Here is a 21,562-nt window from a genome sequence, read left to right on the forward strand (position 1 = left end):
CACAATCAGGGCGTGCTGACAGGCTGTCAAGAGGTCGTTCCAAAGAGCATGCACATGACGCCATCGGCGCGATCTCCCGGCGGCCCCACAACACCCCTACCGTCCGGCAGGAGTTGGCGCTATGGTCTGCGGCGGACCTGTGGGAGCGCGTCCATGACTTGAACCCCCCACACCACGAGGAGTCGCACATGCGACGACCCACGCGCACCGCGGCGCTCGCCCTGGCCGCCGGCACCGCGGCGGCCACCGCCGCCGCGCTGCTGCCCTCCCTCGGTACCACCGCGGCCGGCGCCGCACCGGCCTGTACGGTCGCCTACTCGGTGGCCGGCCAGTGGACCGGCGGCTTCCAGGGTGGCGTCGTGATCACCAACAACGCCGCCGCCACCACGAGTTGGAAGCTGACCTTCGACTTCCCCGGCGACCAGAAGGTCACCCAGGGCTGGAACGGCACCTGGACGCAGGCCGGCTCCTCGGTGACCGTCGCCTCCATGCCGTACAACGGGGCGCTGGCCACCGGCGGTTCGGTGAGCGCCGGCTTCCTGGCGAACTGGTCGGGCGGCAACGTGAATCCGACCACCTTCAAGCTCAACGGCGTGACCTGCAACGAGGACGCCCCGCCGACCACCCCGCCACCCACCACCCCGCCGACGACTCCCCCCACCACACCGCCCGGTGACGGCGCCGCGCCGCCCGAGCTGCACGTGGGCGGCAACCAGCTGCTCGACGCGGCCGGCAAGCAGGTGGTGCTGCACGGCGTGAACCGCTCGGGCACGGAGTTCATGTGCGCGCAGGGGCGCGGCATCTTCGACGGCCCGGTGGACGACGCGTCGATCGACGCGATCAAGAGCTGGCACGTCACGGCGGTGCGGGTGCCGCTCAACGAGGACTGCTGGGAGGGCCTTTCGTACGTTCCCGCCGAGGACGCGGGCGCCAACTACATCGCGGCGGTCACCGGCTGGGTGAACCGGCTGGTCGCCCACGGCATCACGCCGATCGTCGAACTGCACTGGACGCACGGCCTGTACACCGGCAACTCGGCCGGCTGCTCGGACGTGAACGCCACCTGCCAGAAGCCGATGCCGGACGCCCAGTACGCGGTGCCGTTCTGGACCGGGGTGGCCAACGCGTTCAAGGGTGACAAGTCGGTGGTCTTCGACCTGTTCAACGAGCCCTATCCGGACCGCGCCACCGGCAGCGCCGAGTCGGCCTGGACCTGCTGGCGGGACGGCGGAAACTGCCCCGGTATCAGCTACCCCGTCGCGGGTATGCAGAGCCTGGTGAACGCGGTACGCGGCACCGGCGCGCAGAACGTGATCCTGCTCGGCGGTCTCGCCTACTCCAACGACCTGACCGGCTGGCTCGCCCACCGGCCGACCGACCCGACCGGCAACCTGGCCGCGGCCGTGCACGTCTACAACTTCAACTCCTGTGCTTCCACGTCGTGCTGGGACTCCCAACTGGCTCCGGTGGCGGCCCAGGTGCCGCTGGTCGCCGGCGAGATGGGCGAGAACACCTGCGCGCACGGCTTCATCGACCAGTTCATGAACTGGCTGGACGCGCACAAGCTGTCGTACCTCGGCTGGACCTGGAACAACTGGGACTGCTCGTCCGGTCCTTCGCTGATCACCGGGTACGACGGGACTCCGACGGCGTACGGTGTCGGACTGCGCGACCACCTGGCGGCGCTCGGCTGAACGGCCGCCGGCTGAGCACCGGCCGGGCGCACACCGAGCTCCGGAGCGGCGCGCGCCCACCCCCTGACAGGGGCGGTCCCGGGTATGGATGGCGTACCCGGGGCCGTCCCGCTCTCCATGGGATTTCCGTGGCCGGTGGGACGGCTGGGGCCTGTCCGGGGCCTGTGAGCTGGCAGTTGTCCCGTACCGCATCCGTTCGAGTCTCGTAACCGGGCCCCTGGCCGATCGGCGATTATTGAACAACTTATTGACGCGGGTGTACCGGGGTTGTAAACATCACCTCGCTGAGAGAGAGCGCTCTCATTACCCTCCCAGCCTCCATCACGGACCCCCACCCGGTTGAGGAGAACACATGTCAGGCAGCACTCCCACGCTGGTGCGCCGACGGCCTGGGCGGCACAACAGACGCCAGCCGTATCTGATCCTTACTCTGCTGATCGCCCTGCTGGCGGGCCTCGCGCTCGTCGTCACCACGCAGTCGCCGGCCCATGCGGCCAACTCGCTGCTGTCGCAGGGCAAGCCCGCCACGGCGTCCTCCACGGAGAACGCGGGCACGCCCGCCTCCGCGGCCGTGGACGGCAACACCGGCACCCGCTGGTCGAGCGCCGCCGCCGATCCGCAGTGGCTGCAGGTCGACCTGGGCGCCACCCAGACCATCGGCCAGGTCACCCTGAACTGGGAGACGGCGTACGCCAAGTCGTTCAAGATCCAGACCTCGACGAACGGCACCGCCTGGACCGATGTCTACTCCACCACCACCGGCACCGGCGGCACGCAGAATCTGACCGTAAACGGTTCCGGCCGGTACGTGCGGGTGTACGGCACCGTCCGCGCCACCCAGTACGGCTACTCGCTCTGGGAGTTCCAGGTCTTCGGCCCCGGCGGCCCGACCACCCCGCCGGCCGCGTGCAGCTCCGACAACTCGGCGCTGAACCGCACCGCCACCGCCTCCTCCACCGAGAACGCGGCCTCGGCCGCCTCCGCAGCGGTGGACGGCAACGCCGGCACCCGCTGGTCGAGCGCCTTCAGTGACCCGCAGTGGATCCAGGTGGACCTCGGCTCGTCGCAGACCGTCTGCCAGGTCGGCCTCAACTGGGAGGCGGCGTACGCCAAGTCGTTCACCATCCAGGTGTCCGACTCCGGCACCGGCGGCTGGACGACCATCTACAGCACCACCACGGGCGCCGGCGGCAACCAGGTCTACAACGTCACCGGAACCGGCCGCTACGTGCGGATGACCGGCACCGTGCGGGCCACCGCCTACGGCTACTCGCTCTGGGAGTTCGCGGTCCACACCACCGGTGGCGGCACCGGGCCGACCGACCCCACCACTCCCCCGGACGACGCCTTCTGGGGCACCACGAGTGACATCCCGGCCGCGCACAACGTGATGGAACTGAAGATCCTCAACCGCACCAACGGCCAGTACCCCGACAGCCAGGTGTACTGGAGCTTCAACGGCCAGGTGCACTCCATCGCGGACCAGCCGTACTTCGACATGCCGGCGAACTCGTCGGGCCGGATGTACTTCTACCTCGGCTCGCCGAACAGCCAGTACTACGACTTCATCGAGTTCACCATCGGCGCCGCCGTCTTCAACGGCAACACCACCCGGGTGGACGCCTGGGGGCTGCCGCTGGCCATCAGGCTGCACTCGCACGACGGCCAGGACATCCAGCTCGGCGACAGCCAGGACCTGTTCAACCAGAGCAGGGACGCCACGTTCGCCCAGTTCCAGGCCGCCGTACCGCAGCAGTTCAAGGTGCTCGCCCAGACCCAGGCCCCGTACCGGATCATCGCCCCGGGCAGCGACCCGAGCTTCCGGGAGGGCGGCGTCAACGCCAACTACTTCACGGCGTACGCCCAGTCGGTCGGCGTCAACGAGCCCACCTCGAACGTCTTCGGCTGCGCCGGATCGCTCGGCGCCAACGCGGCGCTGTGCGCGGCGCTGAACCGGCACACCGCCACGCTGCCGGCGGCCCAGCAGCAGGACCCGACGAAGTTCTACTCGGGCGACCCGGCCAACTGGTACGCCAAGTTCTGGCACGACCACGCGATCAACCACCTGGCGTACGGCTTCCCGTACGACGACGTGGCCGGGCAGGCGGCCTACGCCTCGCAGCAGAACCCGCAGTGGATGGAGGTCGCCGTCGGCTGGTGAGCCGAACCGACCGGTGGCCCGCCCGCCCCGACGGGCGGGCCACCACCTCCAGGTGGCATCCCCCCACGGAGCAACACGCCACCAGGTGAAACCCCTCAGCCCGTCTCCCGATCCCCCCACCCACCGGGGGCGGTCCCGCACCCACCAGGTGCCGGGGCCGCCCCCGGCGGCATGTCCTGCCAGGTCGCGGGGGATGATGCTCCTATTGCTGTCAAGCGGTGTGGAGCCAGTTGCGGTAGGTGCGGGCGAGGTCGTCGTCCCGGGTGAGGCCGCGTTCGAGTCTGGAGATGGTGGTGGGCCAGACTCCGAAGTGCTGGGCGACGGCGGTGAGGGTGATGTTCCTGGTCTGCCGCATGGGCCGTAGGTCGGCTGTGCCCGGGATGGTGACCGTGGTGGTGAGGCAGCGGAACATCTCGCGGGCGATGGCCCGTTTCAGGAGTCGGATGATCTCCTTCTTGGTCCGTCCGGCGGCGGTTTGTCGTGCGACGTAGGCGCGGGTGCGGGCGTCGCTGGACATGCGGACCAGGGCGATGCGGTAGAGCGCGGAGTTGGCCGTGCGGTCGCCGCCCCGGGAGAGGCGGTGCCGGTTGGTTCGGCCGCTGGAGGCGGGGACCGGGGCGGCTCCGCACAGGGCCGCGAAGGACGCCTCGGTTCGCATTCGTTCGGGGTTGCCTCCGGCGGTGATCAGCAGTTGTGCGGCGGTGTCGGGGCCGACCCCGTGGGCGGCTCGCAGGCCCGGGTTGTGCGCGCTGACCTCGCTGTCCAGGGCCCGGGTCAGGGCCTGGTGTTCGGCGGTCAGGTCCTTGACGCGGCGGGCGAGGCTCTTCAGGGCGGTGAGGACAGCGGTGTGCAGGGCGTCGCCGGCCGGCCGCAGTCGGGCCAGGGCCTCGGTGCGGTCGGTGCCTTTGAGGTGCCCGTACTTTGCGCGGATCGCCTCCGGAGCGGTGACGAGGACCTGGCCGATCTGGTTGAGAGCGGCGGTGCGGGCCTTGACGGCCGAGCGGGCGGTGTTGTGCAGGGCGCGTATGCCGGCGACGGTGTCGTCCTTGGGGGAGCTGGTGGCGCGTCCGGACAGGGCGGCGCGGGCGGCTGCGTAGGCGTCGATGGGGTCGGACTTGCCGGTGCGGCGGCGTTCGGCTTTGTCGGGCCGGTTGACCTCGATGACCTGGTGCCCGTGTGAGCGGGCGGTGCGGGTGAAGCCTGCGCCGTAGGACGAGGTGCCTTCCACACCGATGGCGATCACGTTGCCGTGGACGGTCAGGAAGGTCACGGCGGCCGCGTATCCGGCGGCGATCGTCGGGAACTCGGCGTCCGCGAGATGGCCGCCGTTTTCGCTGATCACCGCGACGTGGATGGTGTCGGTGTGGGAGTCGACCCCGCCGAACACGTTCTGCTCCACGGTGTCCTTCGCAACCTCTGATGTCATGCTGATGACGCCTTCCCCAACCGGAGGTGGGCACCGGCCGGGTGGCGCAGACAGGACATTGAAGGGGCTTCTGGCCAAGCTCCTATCAGGTCATGTTCCGCCCGGCCGGAGCCCTGAGAACAGGTCACGGCGGCCGGGCAGACCAACCGGAAGACAGCCCAGCAGGGCGTCAGTCAGACCCCGAGCCACGACCACCGCGACCTGAGTACCAGCATCAATGTCGGACCCCGGCGATACGGTCGGCAGCATGACCGAGACCGCCGACGTCCCTGCCCTTGAACGGACCCGGGCCTCCTACGACACCGTCGCCGCCGACTACGCCGACCTGCTGCGGCACGAACTCGCCGGGGCGCCGCTGGAACGGGCGATGCTCGCCGCCTTCGCCGAACTGGCCCTGGCCGCCGGGGCCGGACCGGTCGGCGACCTCGGCTGCGGGCCCGGCCGGGTCACCGCGCACCTGCACGGGCTGGGGGTGGACGCGTTCGGGGTGGACCTGTCGTCCGGGATGGTCGAGGTGGCCCGCGCCGACCACCCCGGGCTGCGGTTCGAGCAGGGCTCGATGACGGCGCTCGACCTCGCGGACGGCGCGCTGGGCGGGGTGCTGTCCTGGTACTCGACGGTGCACACGCCGCCGGAGCAACTGCCGGTCGTCTTCGCGGAGTACGCGCGGGTGCTGGCGCCCGGGGCGCCGCTGCTGATCGCCTTCAAGGCCGGCGAGGGCGGCCGCCGCCTCGCACACGCCTACCGCCACCCGGTGTCGCTCGACGTCCACTACTTCGCGCCCGAGCGGGTGTCGGCGCTGCTGGCCGCCGCCGGGCTCGACGTCAGGTCGCTGCTGATCCGGCAGCCGGAGCCTGACGAGCGCACGCCGCAGGGTTATCTTCTGGCCAGGAAGCCGGCGGCGGCATAGCGGCGGCCGGCGCGAGCCGAGGGGGAACGGGGATGGGCATGCCGACGAGTGCGGGTACGGGATGGGCCGAGATCGCCGAACTGCGCTACAACCAGGCGGTGTTCGACGGGGACGCCGACGCGATCGGGATCGGCCAGGCCGAACTCGACCGGGTGGAGGCGGATCTCGCCCTGGCACGCGCACGGCTGCTGCACGCGCGCTTCCTGGAGCAACGCGAGGGCGGCGGGGACGCGCGGCAGGGCGTGCTGCTCGAACGGGCCGTCGAGCTCTACCGATCGCTCGGTGACGGCCGGGGCGAGGGCGAGGCGGCGTTCTGGCTCGGCACGTACCACCAGGTGGTGCGGGAGGCGTACGACGAGGCGGTGCCCTTCTTCGAGCTGTCCTACCAGCTGGCCTCGGCGGCCGACGACAAGCTGACCCTCTCGTACGCCACCCGGCACCTCGGCTACGCGGCGGAGGCGGCCGGCCGCACGGACGAAGCGCGGACGCGCTTCGAGGAGTCGGTGCGGCTGCGGGAGGAGGTCAGCTTCCTGCCGGGCGTGGCAGCGGGAAAGCTCGCGCTCGCCGAATTCCTGGCGGACAGCGGCGACCACGAGGGCTCCCTGACCCAACTCGCGCAGGCCCGCGCGGTGGCAGAGGGGTGTGCGGCGCACGGCGTCCTCCGCTGGATCGCTCGCGCTAGCGAGGAAGCGGGCACGTGAGGGGCCACGCGCGGCCCGGTGGGGGCTCGTCGCGCAGTTCCCCGCGCCCCTGGGTGGGTGCCACCTGAGGCCGCCGGCCCACCATCCGCCCGTCGTGGCTGAGCGCGCAGTTCCCCGCGCCCCCAGGTGGGTGCCACCTGAGGCCGCTGATTCACTCACCGGCCGGTGGTGGCTGAGCGCGCAGTTCCCCGCGCCCCCAGGTGGGTGCCACCTGAGGTCGCCGGTCCAGCGTCCGCCCGTCGTGGCTTGTCGCGCAGTTCCTCGCGCCCCCAGCGGGGTCCGGCCGGGCCGGTTGGGCGACGGGATCGGGCCCCGAAGGGGCGCGGGGAACTGCGCGGCCAGCCACCGCGGCGGGAAAGCCGGGGACAGGCCCGGGCCCGTTGCGGGCTATTCCGGGGTGCCGGTTTCCGCCCAGCGGGCGAAGAGGGCTACTCGTTCGGGGGACCACCGCGTGTCGCACGGCATCGTGCCGGCCCGCACCCGGGCCAGGATCTCGGGCGCGTGCGTGCGCACGTCCTCGTACTTCCACAGGTCGAAGGCGAAAAGCATCGAACCCCGGTCCCGCTCCCGGAAAAGCTGCCTGACGTGCGCCTCGAACCCCACGGGTTCGCCCTGCGCGGGCAGCGCCAACCCCGCGTCTGGGTCACCCGGTGAACCCTCCTCCGCCACCGGGGCGAGCGCGGAGATCCGCCCGCTGGGCGGCCCCGCCGCCGTGTTCCAGTCCCAGTGCGGCATCGGCATGTTCTCCGGCGGCCGCGCACCCGTCTGGGAGTTCTCGAACGCCAGCCGCGACCCCCACTCGATGTACGAGCCGAACGCGGCCCGGAACTCGGGGTCGTTGGGCAGCCCCGCATCCCGCGCCGAGCGCATCAGCAGCTCCACCCAGCGGGCCCGCTGCTCCTCCGTCAGGCAGCGCCCCCGGTGCTCGCCGAGCATGTGGCTGTAACCGCCGTGCCGTCCGCTGTAGTTGGCCGGCCCGCCGAACACCTCCCCCAGCCAGGCGGCGACCCGCTCGGGGTGGTCCGCGGACATCGAGGCGAACAGCGGCCCCAGCAACTCGTCACCGGGCACGTGCCGTTCGTAGAAGATCCGGGTCATCCGGGTCAGCGCCGGCAGCCCGCCGGCCCATTCGAAGATCGACGGTGTCCGCTCCGGATCCGGCACCGGGTCGCGGAAGTCGATCTCCCAGTGCCGTCCCGAGCAGAAGGGTTTGTTCCTGGAGTTGCCGCAGCGGCAGAGCGCGTAGTGCTCGGTGGACGCGCCCTGCCCCGGCCCGGGCAGCCCTTCTCCCGGACCACCGGTGAGCGCGACCGAGCCGGTCACCCGGTACGGCCCGTCCTTGGCGACCTGCACGGCGGGCGGCCGGCTGCCGCCCCAGTCCGTCTGCGTACGGGCCTCGATCCCGTCGATCGCGTAGCCGAGAGCGCCGGACGGGCAGTCCCGCACCGCGCGGATGATCTCGTCGAGCCGCCCGCCGCTGGGCGTCACGAACGGCTCGGAGTCGGCGTGGAAGACACCGGCGAGCCGGTCGGTGCACAGGCCGGAGTGCTGGCACACGCCCCGGTTGTCCAGGACGGTGGCCTGCTGCCCGACGTAGCGGTCCTGCCGGTCGGGCACCCGGGACGGGTCCTTGGCGTCGTCGAAGCCGGCCGCCAGGCAGGTGGTGTCGCAGCCCGGCTTGGCGGCGGACCGTCCACACCGGCACAGGGCCGCGACGGGCCCGGCGTCGACGTGGCAGCCGAGGTGGTCGGTCAGCTCGGCGCCGCCGCTGACGACCAGCGGACCGCCGGGTACGACGGTCACGGTGGGGCCGTCCGCCCGCCCCTCCGCGAGCCCGGCGAGCCACGTGCGGCGCTCCTCCCACTCTCCGGCCCGGACGGCCAGCAGGCGGCAGGCGGAGTGCAGCGAGGCGACGGCGAGCGCGAGGTCCGCGCCGGGCGGCCCGTCCGCCGCGCTCGTCGCGGCCGTAGCGCCCGCCGCCCACAGGGCGGTGACCCGGGCGGTCAGATCCCGCAGGAGCGATTCGGCGTCCGCCGGTCCGGTGGCCGCCGGGTGGGCGGCGCGGTCGGCGTCCGGGGCGAGTGGCCGTGCCACGCCCCACTCGAGCAGCGCCCGGACGTCGTCCGGCCAGCCCGCCGGGGCCGCCGCGGCGGCCAGGGCGACGGCGTCGCGGCCGACGGCGGCAAGGTCGTGGGCGGCAAGGTCGTGAGCGGCCGGAGACCCGGCCGCGGTCTGATGATCGTTGTGCATGCGCAGTCCCCGTACGTTGTTGTCCGAACCCGCTCTAGCGGTCGGCGCCGTCACCCGCGGGGCGCCACGCGGCCCGCACCTCGTAGTGCTTCATCTCGTCGATCTGCGTGAAGAACGGCTTCACCGCCGCGAAGAACGCCGGGAACCCGGCGCTGCGGCGGAAGCCCTGCTCGTGGCCCTCCACCGAGTCCCAGTCGATCCGTACGGTGAAGTGCTCGGGTTCCTCCAACCCCTGGCCTATCTCGTAGCCGAGGCAGTGCGGATCCGCGGCCAGGACGACGGCGGCGTCCGCGTACGCCTTCTGGAACTCGGCGGCCCGCTCGGGCGGAACGGTGTAGCGGATGTACTCGACGATCACGTGCGTGTCCTCTTCTCAGGGGTTCTCAGGGCTTCTCACGGCCTGCGCGCCGTCCCGGTCCGGCCCGGTGGCGGCCTCCGCGTTCGCAGGCTACTTCAATCCAATACAGATGTGTATTGTAATCGATGAACGTCCGATATGACTGATAACGCGATATCGTTTGCCGGTGGCGAACAGGGCCGGACGGGTACGGGATCCAGCGATCGATCGGCGAGTGCTCGGCGCCGCCGCTCGCCATCTGGCCCTGCACGGCTACCAGGCGATGTCGCTCGCGGCCGTCGCGGAGGAGGCCGGCACCACCCGGCAGGCGCTCTACCGCCGGTGGCACAACAAGGCGGAGCTGGCCGCCGCAGTGGTCGCCGAGCTGTCGGAGGCGGGGGCGCCGGCCGGCGCGCTGACGGAGGACGTCCCCGGCGGGGAGGGCGCCGACCCGTTCACCGACCTGGTCGCCGAGCTGACCGACTTCCAGCGCGGGGTCTCGCACAAGGGCCGGCTGTCGCTGGTCGGGACGATGCTCCAGGACACCACCGACGCGGAGGTACGGGCCCGCTACCAGGCCCGGGTGATCGCGCCGCGCCGCGCGCGGCTGCGGGTCATCCTCGAACGGGGCGTCGCACTCGGGGTGTTGGACCCCGAGGCGGACCTCGAAGTGGCGCTCACGATGTGCACGGGTTCCTGGTACGGGCGCGCGCTCGCCGGCGACGCGGTGCCCCGGGACTGGCCGTGGCGGTCCGCGGCCCTGGTCTGGCGCGCGCTGGGCGGTGCCGCGCCCCCCAAGCCCCGCTAGCCGGGCCCGGACCGCGATACGTTCACGGCGGCCGGGCCGCGGCTGACCGGCTCAGGCGTCGAACGACATGAAGAGGGTGTTGAGGCCCTCCGCCAGCAGCGGGTGCGCGAAGATGGCGTTCGCCATGGCGGTGTACGGGAGCTTGCCCAGCATCGCGACCTGGATGATCGACATGACCTCGCCGCCCTCCAGACCGAGCACGGCGGCCCCGAGGATCTGCCCGGTGTCCGCGTCGATGACGGCCTTCATGAAGCCGCGTGTCTCACCGGTCTCGAGCGCCCGGATCACCGCGTTCATCGGCAGCTTCGCCACCCGCACCGCCCGGTTCTGCTCCCGCGCCTGCCGCTCCGACAGCCCGACCCGGCCGAGCTGCGGGTCGATGAACACGGTGTACGGGACGATCCTGTCCCGCGTGCTCGCCTTCGTGCCGCCGAGCAGGTTGGCGTGCAGGATCCGGTAGTCGTCGAACGACGAGTGGGTGAAGGCCGGGAACCCCGTCACGTCCCCCATGGCGTAGACGCCGGGGGCGGTCGTCTCCAGGTACTCGTCGACCTCGATGAACCCGTTCTCGCGCAGCCGGATCCCGGCCGCCTCGGGCGCGAGCGCCTCGGTGTTGGGGACACGGCCGATCGCCGACAGCAGATGGGAACCCTCGATCTGCCGCTCACCGTCCGGCGTGCGGACCGCCAGCCGCACCCGGCCGCCGCCCGCGTCCTCGACCCGGTCCGCCGTCGCCGACGTCAGCACCGTGATCCCGTCGTCGCGCAGGATGGCGGCGACCTCGTCGGAGACGTCCTCGTCCTCGATCATCAGCAGCCGCGGGCCGTTCTGGACGATGGTGACCTCGCTGCCGAACCGGCGGAACATCTGCCCGAACTCCAGGCCGATGTAGCCGCCGCCGAGGACGATCAGGTGCTCGGGGAGCTCGTCGAGCTCCATGATCGAGGTCGAGTCCAGGACCGGAACGGTCTGCGCTCCGCTGATGGCCAGGGGGCGGGGCCTGGTGCCCGTGTCGAGGACGATCACCGGCGCGGTGAGCGCGCGGGTTCCGCCGCCCGCGAGGGCGACCTCGACGCTCTTCGGCCCGGTGAAGCGGGCCTCCCCCTCGATCAGGTCGAGCCCGTCCTGCGCGAGGCGGCTCGCGTAGTTCTCCCGCGCGCCGGAGACCATCGCGCGCTTGCGGTCCCGGACGGCGGCGAGATCGACGGACACCGGGCCGGTGTTGACGCCGTACTCGGCGCTGCGCCGCGCCTGATGCGCCAGGCGGGCGCTCGCGACCATCGTCTTGGTCGGGGTGCAGCCGGTGTTGACGCAGACGCCGCCGAGGGGCCCGCGCTCGACCAGGGCGACTCTCCTGCCGGAGCGGGCGAGTTCGGCGGGGAGGAGTCGGCCGCCTTGGCTTGTACCGATGAGGATCGCGTCGTAGGTGTCGTCTTCCACGGGGGGATCGTAGCCCCCACTCTCCTCGCCCCCGAGGTCCCCGCTCCACCGGGCGCGCCCGTGCCTTCCCGGGGTGGGCGGGGGAGGCGGCGGCTCCGCCCCGGTGGGTGGTGCGGTTACGTTTCCGGGCTCTGCCCGTGCCCGGTCTCGGGGTGGGTGGGGGAGGCGGTGGTTCCGCGGGGTGGGTGGGGGAGGCGGTGGATCGCTCCCGGCTACCACCGGGTGAGGGCTCCGCCCCGGTGGGCGGTGCGGTTCGTTTTCACGGCTGGGCGCCGTGGCTGCCGTTTTTCCCACCCGCACCACCCGTGCAGGTGCGTCCTTAGGTGCGGGTCTTGTGGTGGGTGGGGTCGGTGCCGGCCCGGGGCACCTCCTCGGGCTGATCACGGCACCGGGGCGAATTGTTGGCCCCATGTCGTTCACAGCCCTGCGGGGGCACCCCGGACCGTCCCCTCCCAGGTCCGTCGGCGGCTTGAGGCCGCGGGGGGTGATCGGTGGGTGGCGGGGGTTTGTTGTCGGCTTGCGGTCACTGATGGGGCATTGCGCCCCCTGCCCGTCCCCCTGGGCCCCGGGTTGGCGGCTTGCGGCCGGGTCGTGGGCTGCGTGCAGGGATCTGCCCGGGTGCGGGCCATCGGTGGCCGCAAGCCGACAACGAACAGCCACCCCCACCGATCACCACCCGCGGCCTCAAAGCCGCCGTCCGGCCCGGGAGGGGACGGGCCGGGGTGCCCCCGCAGGATTTCCGACAATGCGGACTGCAGACAAAATGAGTCCCGCACGGAGGGAATCCGAGGAGGTGCCACGGACCGGCACCGACCCCCACCCACCACAAGACCCGCACCTAAGGACGCACCTGCACGGGCGGGCGGGGTGGGAAAAACGGCAGGCACGGCGCCGCACGCCGGGAAAGCAACGGAACCGACCGCCGGGGGCCGGTGGACCCCAACTACCCCCGCCCACCCCGCGGCCGGCGGTGCCGCGCCCCCGCCCACCCGGAAACCCGGGGCACGGGCAGAGCCCGGGAACGCCACGGCTCCGCCCGCCGGGGCGGAAACCGACCCGGCGACTACTGAGAGTGGCTCCCGTACGGCCGAGTAATGATCTCCATCCCATGCCCCGCCGGATCCAGAAAATAAACCCCACGCCCCCCGTGGTGCCGGTTGATCTCCCCCGGCTGCTTCATCTGGGGATCGGCGTAGTACGCCACCCCGGCCTGCCGGATCCGGGCGAACGCCGCGTCGAACTCCTCGTCGGAGATCAGAAAAGCGTAGTGCTGCGGCGTGATCGACTCGACCGGGACACTGGCGAAGTCCAGCGTCACGCCGTTGCTGGTGGCGACGGGGACGAACGGGCCCCACTCGGGCCCGACCTTGAGATCCAGGATCCCCGCGAGGAACTCGGCGGACTCCCGGTTGTCCCGGGCATGGACGATCGTGTGGTTCAACTCGACTGACATCTGCGAATGCCTCCGTAAGGCACCTCGCGGCCACCTCCATGCCTCACCCAGCCGGTGACCGACACGCGATGCCGCGCCAGCGACCCTATGCGGCCGGGTCCGCGTTGCCAATCCGCGAGTCGCGCAATGAAAGGTTGCGTCAAAGAAAAGACCCGCCTACGCTGATATGCAACCGTTGGTTGCGCATCAGGAGGACCCGATGGAGTACGGAAGCATCGAGCGGGAGCTGCACATCGACGCCGCCCCCGAGGTGGTCTACGAGGTGATCAGCTCGCCCGAGCACCTGCGGGAGTGGTGGCCCGACGACGCCGAGCTCGATCCGGTGCCCGGCGGCAGCGGGGCGATCACGTTCGGCGGCTCGGTCGTCCCGCTCACCGTCGTGGACGCGGATCCGCCGCGGCGGTTCGTGTTCCGCTGGGGGCACGACGAGGGGCCGGCCACCGAGGCGAACTCGTTCCTGGTGGTCTTCGAGCTCGTTCCGTCCGCCGGGGGCACGCTGCTGCGGTTCAAGGAGACCGGCTTTCGCGAGCGCGGGTGGGAGGCCGCCGTGCTGGAGGAGGCGTACCTCGACCACGTACGGGGATGGGTGGACCTCTTCCTGCCGCAACTCGTCACGTACGCCGGCACGTTGGACGCGCGGTCGTGAGCGCCGCGATCGACGACGACCTCTGGTCAGCGGTCGGCGACCCGACCCGCCGGCGGATCCTCGACCTGCTGCTCGCCGACGGAGGGGGTACGGCGACCACGCTGAGCGAGCGGCTGCCCGTCACCCGGCAGGCGGTCGCCAAGCACCTCGGCGTCCTGGACCGGGTCGGCCTGGTGCGGGTGGCGCCGGTCGGACGGGAGCGCCGGTACGAGGTGGACGAGGCACAACTCGCCCGCGCGGTAGCCCAGTTGGCGACGCTCGGCGCGACCTGGGATGCCCGGCTGCAGCGGATCAAGCGGATCGCCGAGCGCATCCAGCAGTCGGCCACGGCAATGGACACGAACGAAGGAGACGATCACTCATGACAACGGTCGATCACGAACTCGGCTACTCGACGTCGTACACGGTCGCGCAGTCGCCGGCGCAGGTCTTCGCCGCCGTCCTGAACGTCGGCGCCTGGTGGACCGGGCAAATAGACGGCCGCGCCGACGAGTTGGGCGCCGAGTTCAGCTACCGGCATCCCCCGCAGCACTACAGCCGCCAGCGGGTGGCCGCACTCGAGCCGGACCGCCGGGTGGTCTGGCGGGTCACCGAGAGCGACCTGTCCTTCGCCTCGGAGCCCGCGGAGTGGACCGGAACCGACATCGTCTTCGACGTCACCCCCACCGATACCGGCACGGAACTGCGGTTCACCCACGCCGGCCTGCTGCCGGCCGTCGAGTGCTTCGGCGCGTGCTCCACGGCCTGGCTGCACTATGTCAACGGCAGCCTGCGCAGCCTGATCACGACGGGAGCGGGCCTCCCCGACCCGTGGTGACCGCCGCGCGCTTCGCCGCACGCCATGCCTCGTGAGCCGCACGGGTCTTCGTCCACAGGTGTGCGCGGGTGGCGGCGTCGAGGTCGGACAGGTCCAGCCCGAAGACGCCGGCGAGGGTGGCGTACCACTCCTCGGAGGTGTCGATCTCACGACGCGTCTTGCCACCGGCGTCCACGCGTCGAAGGACGCAGCCGTGCAGCAGGTCCACGCCCGTGGCGTCCCGCCGCTGCGCGGTGAGCGTCCGCACGAACCCGGACTCGGGCGACGTGGCGAACCACTCGTGGATCTCGGCGAAGTCCTCCGGCAGCGAGGCGGTGGCGCTCTCGAACTCGAAGCTGTCGAATGAGCCGCCCGGGTCGTGCGTGAACCGCCACCCGGCGGAGGTCCGCGTCAGTGTGTAGGTGAACGGCCCCTGCCTGTGCGGGCCTTCCCGCAGCGGAAGCGGATCGTAGATGCCGTCGCCGAGCCCGACGTCGGCGAGGAAGAACTCCCCGCCCACATCGACGGTGAGGGCGAGATGATGGCCCGCTTCCAACGGCCCGCCACCGGAGTGCCGGACGGCGGCGCGGTGCGAGCTGACGGCGAACCCGAGGTGGGTGAGGAGGGCGGCGAAGGCGCCGTTCAGGTGAAAGCAGTAGCCTCCGCGGCCGCGGGCGAGGCGGGTGATCGAATCCTGGGCGGCGAGGGGGGTTGCGCGGGGGATGTGGTGGTCGAGGCACTCGTACGCGATGCGCTCGACGTGGGCGCGGTGCAGTTCGGTGAGCGTTCCGAACGTCGGCGGCAGCGGACGCTTTGCGAGGCCGAGACGGTCGAGGTAGGCGACGAAGTCGCCAGGGTCTGCGGGCATGTCGGCTCCTCCAGGCTTTGGCGGTCAGGCGTGGTGGCGAGCGTACGGGGGCTTAGCGCCGGGCGGCGCTCACGGGGGGTGGTTATGGTCGGCTCCCGGTTGCCACCGGGTGGGCTTTCCGCCCCCGGTGGGCGGACCCGTTTCCTTCTCCGGCTGGGCGCCGTGCCTGCCGTTTTTCCCACCGCCCCGCCCGTGCGGGTGCGTCCTTGGGTGCACGTCTTGTGGTGGGTGGGGTCGGGGCCGCCCCGGGGCACCTCCTCGGACTGATCACGGCACCGGGGCGAATTGGTGAACCCCATGTCGTTCACAGCCCTGCGGGGGCACCCCGGACCGTCCCCTCCCAGGCCGAATGGCGGCTTGAGGCCGCGAGGGGTGATCGGTGGTGCAGCGGGGCAAGCGCCCACGGCGGCGAACTCCACCGGGAGAGCTGGCACCCCAAACCCCAAACCGTGCGGCGGGACGGGCGCCCGTGGCGGCGAACTCCACCGGGGATAGGGTAAAGACGGGGTGGGGAGCGAAAAGGGGGACAGGGCGTGAGTCAGTATTTCGATGTCGGGGACGAGACCTTGTGGAATCCGGCAACCGGGGTGTCTCAGCTGTTTCGGCGTCAAGTGGAAGTCTTCGAAGCCGAGTTGGAACTCGCGTCGGGCATCGGGCCGATGGAGAACGACGAGTGCCAGATCACACTCAGCGTCTTTGAGGTCTTCGTCAATGCCCTCCTGACATGGCACCAGAGAAAGAGCCACCCCATCATCGTGGCCCTTTCCGAAAACTTCACCGGCACCGCTCTGGTCCTCGCGCAACGCGCCGGGATCACGCTGGACTGGCCCCCGGAAGGCGACCCCTGGGCGGCCCGACTCCGCCGCACCGCCCACGAACTCAGCCTCAGCATGCCCCGCTAGCCAACCCCTCCCCCGGCCGAGCCCAGTCCCCGGTGGAGTTCGCCGCCGTGGGCGCTTGTCCCGCCGCACCACTGATCACCACCCCGCGGCCTCAAGCCGCCACTCGGCCCGGGAGGGGACGGACCGGGGTGCCCCCGCAGGATTTCCGACAAACGCCGGCGCACCCGAAAAACAAACCCGCACGGAGGAAATCCGAGGAGGTGCCACGGGCCGGCCCCGACCCCACCCACCAGAAAACGTGCACCCAAGGACGCACCCGCACGGGTGGGGCGGTGGGAAACACCGGAAGGCAACCGGGCCGCACCCGGAAACGAAACCGCACCACCCACCCCGGGCGGAGCCCGAAAGAACCGGCTAGACGGAATCGCGCCGCACGAGCTCCGTCGCAAGCACAACGTGCCTCCGCACAGCCCCCCGCTCCCCGATCTCCTCCAAAAGCACGCGCGCCATCGTCCTCCCCATCTCCTCCGTCGGCTGCCGCACACTCGTCAGCGGCGGGTCCATGTGCCGCGCGATCGCGGAGTCCTCGAAACCGACGAGCGCCACGTCGGAAGGCACCGCGCGGCCGGACTCGCGCAGCACCTGGCGCGCGCCGGCCGCCATCAGGTCGGACGCGGCGAAGACCGCGTCGATGTCGGGGCGGCGGGCGAGGAGTTCGCGCATGGCGCGGCGGCCGCCGTCCTCGGCGAAGTCGCCGCGGGCGATGAGTTCCTCGTCGGCGCCGGACGCGCCGCCGAGGCCGGCCTCCTCGACGGCCTGGCGGTAGCCGTCGAGCCGGCAGCGCGCCACGTACATGTCCGGCGGCCCGGTGATCGTGGCCACCGTGCGGCGCCCGCAGGCGATGAGGTGGGCGACGGCGGCGCGGGCGCCGCCGACGTTGTCGGCGTCGACGTAGGAGACCGATTCGAGGTCGCTGCGGCGGCCGTTGAGCACCGCGGGCATGTCGAGCTGTTCGAGCAGGTCGGGCAGCGGGTCGTCCTCGTGGACGGAGACCAGCAGGACGCCGTCCACCCGGTGCGCGGCCAGGTACTGGCCGAACCTGGCGCGCTCCTTGGGCGTGCGGATCAGCGTGAGCAGCAACTGCATGTCGGTGTCGGCGAGTTCGGCGCCGATGCCGCGGATGATGTCGGAGAAGTACGGTTCGGCGAACAGCCGGGTCTCGGGCTCGGGGATGACCAGGGCGATCGCGTCGGTGCGGTTGCCGGCCAGCGCGCGGGCCGCCCGGTTGGGGACGTAGCCGAGTTCGGCGATGGCCGCCTCGACCGCGGTCTTGGCCCGGTCGCTGACCCGGGGCGACCCGTTGATCACCCGGGAGACCGTGCCGCGCCCCACACCGGCGCGTACGGCCACCTCCTCCAGCGTGGGCCTGCCGCTGTGCCGACCGTTCATGGCCACTTCCGCCTCCAGTGCTTACTGTCGCGCCACTTTAGCGCTCGGCCCGCGCCCGGCCGGTTCCTCTCCGAGACGCTCCTTGAGAGCGCTCCCACAGTACAAGCCCCAGGTGGCCGCTTCCGTTCAAGAAATGACCATGAGTCCGCTCCGGACACGTTCCGGCAACGAAATCGACTTCACATCTTGACACTGACCCCTCCGAGGCGTGACTGTTCCGGCAAGCCACGTGGGAGCGCTCCCACACTCAGTACACACTGCACGCGTTTCGGTAACGCCCCGGGCACCCGCATCACCCGCACCACCCGTACGCCTGACCCACCCTGACAAGGAGAGTGGAATGCGCACTTCCGGCAGAACCCGCAAGGCCGCTGTCATCGCGGTCGCGGGCCTCGCAGCCTGCGCGACCCTGATCACCGGCTGCAGCAGCGACAGCAAAGACTCGGGCAGCGGCGGCGGCAGCAACAAGGCCGCCTCCACCACCGAGAAGATCACGCTCCGGATCGGGGACTACGGTTCGTTCGGCTACGACGACAAGACCGGTGCGAAGCTCTTCGCCGAGTACCACCAGCTGCACCCGAACATCACGATCAAAGAGGACAACGTCTCCGACAGTACGCAGTACTGGAACGCCCTCAAGCTGCACCTGAACCAGCAGAGCGGTCTGGACGACGTGCAGGCGATCGAGATCGGGTTCGTCGCCAACGCGGTGCAGCCGCAGTTCGCGTCGAAGTTCGTGGACTTCAAGACGGTCAAGGGCTTCAACGCCAGTGACTGGCCGGACTACAAGGAGAAGGAGGCGACCACCACCGACGGCAAGATCATCGGGGTGGGAACCGACGTCGGCCCGACCGCGATCTGCTACCGCAAGGACATGTTCAAGGCGGCCGGCCTGCCCTCCGACCGCGACTCGGTGGCCGCGCTGTGGAACGGCGACTGGCAGAAGTTCGTGAACGTCGGCAAGCAGTTCCAGGCCAGCGCGCCGGCCGGGGTGTCCTTCACCGACTCCGCCAGCGGGCTGTTCAACGCGGCGCTGGCCAGCCAGACCGACCAGTACTCCGACGCGTCGGGCAAGCTGATCTACGACACCAGCGCCGGCGTGAAGACCGCCTGGAACCTGGCCACCGACGCCATCGCCGACAAGCTGACGGCCAAGCTGGACCAGTTCGACAGCACCTGGATCTCGGCGTTCAAGAACAACAAGTTCGCCACCGTGGCGTGCCCGAGCTGGATGATCGGCCAGGTGGCCACCAACTCCGGCCCGTCCAACCAGGGCAAGTGGGACATCGCCGCGCCGCCGCAGCCGGGTAACTGGGGCGGTTCCTTCCTCGGGGTCCCGAAGTCCGGCAAGCACGTGGCCGAGGCGACGGCCTTCGCGCAGTGGCTGACCGCGCCCGCCCAGCAGGTCAAGGTCTTCCAGAAGTTCGGCAACATCCCGTCCACCACGGCCGGGTTGGACGACCCGGCGGTGGCGAACACCACCAACCCGTACTTCCCCGGCACCCCGATCGGCAAGATCTTCACGGACACCGCGAAGAACATCAAGCCGGCCCCGATCGGTCCGAACGACGGCCTGGTGAAGGACACCATCACCAAGAACGGGCTGCTGAACATGGAGCAGCGCGGCGCGTCCAAGGACAGCACCTGGTCCAAGATCCAGAAGCAGGTCAAGGACAAGGTCGGCGAGTAGCGGTACCGAGCTCCTCCCCCGGGCCGCCCGGCAGTGCCTCTGCCATCTGCCGGGCGGCCCGTCCCCGGCCCCCTCCGCGGCCACCCGCCCCGATCCCCCGACCGACCGTCTCCGCCGGTCCCGTGAACCCTCTGCCCCATCCCTACGGGAAGGACGCCACTCGTGGCCACCTCCGTCAGGGCGACGTCCGACGGCGGCCCGCCGTCGCCCAGGACCGCGCCCGATTCTCCCCGCTCCAGCGGTGACTCCGGCCGGCCGGAAGGCTGGCGCTCCAGGCTCTACCGGCTGGACACCAAGGCGTCGCCGTACGCGTTCATCACCCCCTTCTTCCTCTGCTTCGCCGCCTTCGGGCTGTTCCCGCTGATCTACACCGGCTGGCTGTCGCTGCACTCGGTCCAGTTGGGCACCCACGGCAAGTGGGTCGGCTTCGACAACTACACCGGCCTGTGGCACAACACGTTCTTCTGGACCGCGCTGCGCAACACCTTCACGCTCGGCCTGATCTCCACGGTGCCGCAGCTGATGATGGCGCTCGGTCTGGCGCATCTGCTCAACTACAAGCTGCGCGCCCGCGGTTTCTTCCGGGTGGCGATCCTGGCGCCGTACGCGACCTCCATCGCGGCGGCGTCGCTGGTCTTCGTCCAGCTGTTCAACCCCGACTACGGGATCGTCAACCAGCTGCTCGGGTACGTCGGCATCGGCGACGTGCAGTGGAGCTCCTCCAAGTGGCCCGCGCAGATAGCCATCTCGTCGATCGTGACCTGGCGCTGGACCGGCTACAACGCGCTGATCTACCTGGCCGCGATGCAGGCGGTGCCGGGCGATCTGTACGAGGCCGCGGCCCTGGACGGGGCCTCGCGCTGGCGGCAGTTCATCAGCGTGACGATCCCGTCGATCCGGCCGACCATCTTCTTCACCATCATCGTCTCGACCATCGGGGCCACCCAGCTGTTCGGTGAGCCGCTGATCTTCGGTGGCGGCGTCGGCATCTCCGGCGGCTCCGACCACCAGTACCAGACGCTGAGCCTCTACATGTACGACAAGGGCTGGCAGGTCGGCGAACTCGGCCAGGCGTCCGCCGTGGCCTGGGTGATGCTGCTGATCCTGCTGGCGGTCGGTGCCGTCCAGCTGCTTGTCATGCGGAACAACCGCCGGAAGCTTGGGGGCTGACCGATGGCTCAACTGACCCAGCCGATCTCGCCCGCGGGCGCCAGGCCCGCCATGGAGCCCAAGTCCCGCCGCCGGCGGCTGCGTTCGGGCGCCGGCAAGCAGGGCAGCGGTGGCCCGTTCGCGTACATCTTCCTGATCGTCGCGACGCTGATCTCGCTGTTCCCGCTGTACTGGACGGTGGTCGCGGCCTCGCGCACCGACACCGAGATCGTCACGCCGCCGACGCCGCTGCTGCCCGGCAGCCATCTGATCGACAACCTCAAGATCGTGTGGGACCAGGTCGACATGACCAAGGCCCTGGTCAACTCCACGATCGTGGCCGGGTTCGTGGCGCTGAGCACGGTGATGTTCGCCACGCTGGCCGGCTTCGCCTTCGCCAAGCTGCAGTTCCGCGGCCGGAACGCGCTGCTGACGATCGTGGTGGCCACCATGACCATCCCGCCGCAGCTCACCGTGATCCCGCTCTACCAGATCATCACCAAGGTGGGCTGGGTCGGGCACATCCAGTCGGTGATCCTGCCGTCGCTGGTGGCCGCGTTCGGGGTGTTCTTCATGCGGCAGTTCCTCTCCGAGGCGCTGCCGATCGAGCTGATCGAGGCGGCCAGGGTGGACGGCGCGAGCAGTCTGCGGATCATCTGGCACGTGGTGTTCCCGATCGCGCGGCCCGCGATGGCGGTGCTCGGGATGCTGGTCTTCGTCCAGTCGTGGAACGACTTCTTCTGGCCGTTCATCGCCCTCAACCAGCAGAACCCCACCGTCCAGGTCGCGTTGGCCGGCCTCGGGTCCGGCGACCACACCATCGACCACGCCGTGGTGGTGTGCGGGGCGCTGGTCGCCACGCTGCCGCTGCTGCTGGTCTTCGCCGTGCTCGGCCGGCAGATCGTCGGCGGCATCACCGCCGGCGCCGTCAAGAACTGATCC

The 21,562-nt window shown here is 70.9% G+C and carries 19 protein-coding genes; 12 read left to right on the top strand and 7 right to left on the bottom strand.

What is annotated here, in order from left to right; genetic code table 11:
- Nucleotides 1-188: 188 nt before the first annotated feature.
- Together ACQPW6_RS11750 and ACQPW6_RS11755 are read left to right on the top strand one after the other, a co-directional pair.
- Nucleotides 189-1,694 carry a cellulase family glycosylhydrolase gene (locus tag ACQPW6_RS11750; RefSeq protein ID WP_433889524.1) on the top strand — a complete coding sequence of 502 codons (1,506 nt, stop codon included), beginning with the start codon at nt 189-191 and terminating at the stop codon, nt 1,692-1,694.
- A gap of 352 nt (nt 1,695-2,046) precedes the next feature.
- Entirely contained in the window at nt 2,047-3,855 is a 1,809-nt protein-coding gene (locus tag ACQPW6_RS11755; protein WP_433889525.1) for a discoidin domain-containing protein, read from the top strand.
- 211 nt (nt 3,856-4,066) lie between these two features.
- Here ACQPW6_RS11755 and ACQPW6_RS11760 read toward each other — a convergent pair whose 3' ends face one another.
- Nucleotides 4,067-5,281, bottom strand: coding sequence for an IS110 family transposase (locus ACQPW6_RS11760; RefSeq protein ID WP_433889526.1), 1,215 nt, complete (start codon nt 5,279-5,281; stop codon nt 4,067-4,069).
- Nucleotides 5,282-5,528: 247 nt separating this feature from the next.
- Here ACQPW6_RS11760 and ACQPW6_RS11765 point away from each other — a divergent pair, with 247 nt between their 5' ends.
- Both ACQPW6_RS11765 and ACQPW6_RS11770 read left to right on the top strand, forming a co-directional pair.
- A complete protein-coding gene (locus ACQPW6_RS11765) occupies nt 5,529-6,191 on the top strand; it encodes a class I SAM-dependent methyltransferase (RefSeq protein ID WP_433889527.1) in 663 nt (220 codons plus the stop codon).
- Between the two features lie 38 nt (nt 6,192-6,229).
- Nucleotides 6,230-6,892, top strand: a complete 663-nt coding sequence (locus ACQPW6_RS11770) for a tetratricopeptide repeat protein (RefSeq protein WP_433889528.1) — start codon at nt 6,230-6,232, stop codon at nt 6,890-6,892.
- A 387-nt stretch (nt 6,893-7,279) separates the two neighbouring features.
- On the opposite strand, the gene ACQPW6_RS11775 is transcribed toward ACQPW6_RS11770, so the two are convergent.
- Nucleotides 7,280-9,142, bottom strand: a complete 1,863-nt coding sequence (locus ACQPW6_RS11775; RefSeq protein ID WP_433889529.1) for a CDGSH iron-sulfur domain-containing protein — start codon at nt 9,140-9,142, stop codon at nt 7,280-7,282.
- Between the two features lie 34 nt (nt 9,143-9,176).
- Nucleotides 9,177-9,500: a putative quinol monooxygenase gene (locus ACQPW6_RS11780; RefSeq protein WP_433889530.1), complete on the bottom strand. Its 324-nt coding sequence runs from the start codon at nt 9,498-9,500 to the stop codon at nt 9,177-9,179.
- 166 nt (nt 9,501-9,666) lie between these two features.
- On the opposite strand from ACQPW6_RS11780, the gene ACQPW6_RS11785 reads away from it, so the two are divergent.
- The gene (locus tag ACQPW6_RS11785) at nt 9,667-10,287 is read left to right on the top strand and encodes a TetR/AcrR family transcriptional regulator (protein ID WP_433889531.1); all 621 of its coding nucleotides are present in this window, start codon (nt 9,667-9,669) and stop codon (nt 10,285-10,287) included.
- 51 nt (nt 10,288-10,338) lie between these two features.
- Here ACQPW6_RS11785 and ACQPW6_RS11790 read toward each other — a convergent pair whose 3' ends face one another.
- Together ACQPW6_RS11790 and ACQPW6_RS11795 are read right to left on the bottom strand one after the other, a co-directional pair.
- Nucleotides 10,339-11,727 carry a mercuric reductase gene (locus tag ACQPW6_RS11790; RefSeq protein ID WP_433889532.1) on the bottom strand — a complete coding sequence of 463 codons (1,389 nt, stop codon included), beginning with the start codon at nt 11,725-11,727 and terminating at the stop codon, nt 10,339-10,341.
- Between the two features lie 1,063 nt (nt 11,728-12,790).
- On the bottom strand, nt 12,791-13,180 hold the full coding sequence (locus ACQPW6_RS11795) for a VOC family protein (RefSeq protein WP_433889533.1): 390 nt from the start codon (nt 13,178-13,180) through the stop codon (nt 12,791-12,793).
- A gap of 199 nt (nt 13,181-13,379) precedes the next feature.
- Between ACQPW6_RS11795 and ACQPW6_RS11800 the strand changes: the two genes are divergently transcribed.
- From ACQPW6_RS11800 to ACQPW6_RS11810, 3 genes are read left to right on the top strand one after another with little or no spacing between them, the layout of a single operon-like run.
- On the top strand, nt 13,380-13,826 hold the full coding sequence (locus ACQPW6_RS11800; protein WP_433889534.1) for an SRPBCC domain-containing protein: 447 nt from the start codon (nt 13,380-13,382) through the stop codon (nt 13,824-13,826).
- Complete coding sequence (locus ACQPW6_RS11805) at nt 13,823-14,191, top strand: ArsR/SmtB family transcription factor (RefSeq protein ID WP_433889535.1); 369 nt, start codon at nt 13,823-13,825, stop codon at nt 14,189-14,191. Before ACQPW6_RS11800 ends, ACQPW6_RS11805 begins: the two co-directional genes overlap by 4 nt.
- The gene (locus ACQPW6_RS11810; protein ID WP_433889536.1) at nt 14,188-14,643 is read left to right on the top strand and encodes an SRPBCC family protein; all 456 of its coding nucleotides are present in this window, start codon (nt 14,188-14,190) and stop codon (nt 14,641-14,643) included. The genes ACQPW6_RS11805 and ACQPW6_RS11810 overlap by 4 nt, the downstream gene beginning before the upstream one ends.
- Here the strand turns inward: ACQPW6_RS11810 and ACQPW6_RS11815 are convergent.
- On the bottom strand, nt 14,609-15,490 hold the full coding sequence (locus ACQPW6_RS11815) for an arylamine N-acetyltransferase family protein (RefSeq protein WP_433889537.1): 882 nt from the start codon (nt 15,488-15,490) through the stop codon (nt 14,609-14,611). The genes ACQPW6_RS11810 and ACQPW6_RS11815 overlap by 35 nt on opposite strands.
- Before the next feature lie 533 nt (nt 15,491-16,023).
- Here ACQPW6_RS11815 and ACQPW6_RS11820 point away from each other — a divergent pair.
- Complete coding sequence (locus ACQPW6_RS11820; protein ID WP_433889538.1) at nt 16,024-16,392, top strand: DUF6086 family protein; 369 nt, start codon at nt 16,024-16,026, stop codon at nt 16,390-16,392.
- Nucleotides 16,393-16,746: 354 nt separating this feature from the next.
- Here the strand turns inward: ACQPW6_RS11820 and ACQPW6_RS11825 are convergent, their stop codons facing one another.
- Nucleotides 16,747-17,781 carry a LacI family DNA-binding transcriptional regulator gene (locus ACQPW6_RS11825; RefSeq protein WP_433889539.1) on the bottom strand — a complete coding sequence of 345 codons (1,035 nt, stop codon included), beginning with the start codon at nt 17,779-17,781 and terminating at the stop codon, nt 16,747-16,749.
- Nucleotides 17,782-18,121: 340 nt separating this feature from the next.
- Here ACQPW6_RS11825 and ACQPW6_RS11830 point away from each other — a divergent pair, with 340 nt between their 5' ends.
- From ACQPW6_RS11830 to ACQPW6_RS11840, 3 genes are all read left to right on the top strand, one after another.
- A complete protein-coding gene (locus tag ACQPW6_RS11830; RefSeq protein ID WP_433889540.1) occupies nt 18,122-19,471 on the top strand; it encodes an ABC transporter substrate-binding protein in 1,350 nt (449 codons plus the stop codon).
- A gap of 162 nt (nt 19,472-19,633) precedes the next feature.
- Nucleotides 19,634-20,641, top strand: a complete 1,008-nt coding sequence (locus ACQPW6_RS11835) for a carbohydrate ABC transporter permease (RefSeq protein ID WP_433889541.1) — start codon at nt 19,634-19,636, stop codon at nt 20,639-20,641.
- Nucleotides 20,642-20,644: 3 nt separating this feature from the next.
- Entirely contained in the window at nt 20,645-21,559 is a 915-nt protein-coding gene (locus ACQPW6_RS11840; RefSeq protein WP_433889542.1) for a carbohydrate ABC transporter permease, read from the top strand.
- The last annotated feature ends 3 nt before the right edge of the window (nt 21,560-21,562 follow it).

The sequence above is a fragment of the Streptomyces sp. CA-111067 genome (assembly GCF_050956065.1).
GTDB lineage: Bacteria > Actinomycetota > Actinomycetes > Streptomycetales > Streptomycetaceae > Actinacidiphila.

Excerpts from the sequence above, each read along its gene's own strand:
- ACQPW6_RS11770 (WP_433889528.1), top strand. The coding sequence starts at position 6,230 with ATGCCGACGAGTGCGGGTACGGGATGGGCCGAGATCGCCGAACTGCGC.
- ACQPW6_RS11795 (WP_433889533.1), bottom strand. The coding sequence starts at position 13,180 with ATGTCAGTCGAGTTGAACCACACGATCGTCCATGCCCGGGACAACCGG.
- ACQPW6_RS11750 (WP_433889524.1), top strand. The coding sequence starts at position 189 with ATGCGACGACCCACGCGCACCGCGGCGCTCGCCCTGGCCGCCGGCACC.
- ACQPW6_RS11800 (WP_433889534.1), top strand. The coding sequence starts at position 13,380 with ATGGAGTACGGAAGCATCGAGCGGGAGCTGCACATCGACGCCGCCCCC.
- ACQPW6_RS11840 (WP_433889542.1), top strand. The coding sequence starts at position 20,645 with ATGGCTCAACTGACCCAGCCGATCTCGCCCGCGGGCGCCAGGCCCGCC.
- ACQPW6_RS11755 (WP_433889525.1), top strand. The coding sequence starts at position 2,047 with ATGTCAGGCAGCACTCCCACGCTGGTGCGCCGACGGCCTGGGCGGCAC.
- ACQPW6_RS11830 (WP_433889540.1), top strand. The coding sequence starts at position 18,122 with ATGCGCACTTCCGGCAGAACCCGCAAGGCCGCTGTCATCGCGGTCGCG.
- ACQPW6_RS11815 (WP_433889537.1), bottom strand. The coding sequence starts at position 15,490 with ATGCCCGCAGACCCTGGCGACTTCGTCGCCTACCTCGACCGTCTCGGC.
- ACQPW6_RS11775 (WP_433889529.1), bottom strand. The coding sequence starts at position 9,142 with ATGCACAACGATCATCAGACCGCGGCCGGGTCTCCGGCCGCTCACGAC.
- ACQPW6_RS11825 (WP_433889539.1), bottom strand. The coding sequence starts at position 17,781 with ATGAACGGTCGGCACAGCGGCAGGCCCACGCTGGAGGAGGTGGCCGTA.
- ACQPW6_RS11760 (WP_433889526.1), bottom strand. The coding sequence starts at position 5,281 with ATGACATCAGAGGTTGCGAAGGACACCGTGGAGCAGAACGTGTTCGGC.
- ACQPW6_RS11810 (WP_433889536.1), top strand. The coding sequence starts at position 14,188 with ATGACAACGGTCGATCACGAACTCGGCTACTCGACGTCGTACACGGTC.
- ACQPW6_RS11765 (WP_433889527.1), top strand. The coding sequence starts at position 5,529 with ATGACCGAGACCGCCGACGTCCCTGCCCTTGAACGGACCCGGGCCTCC.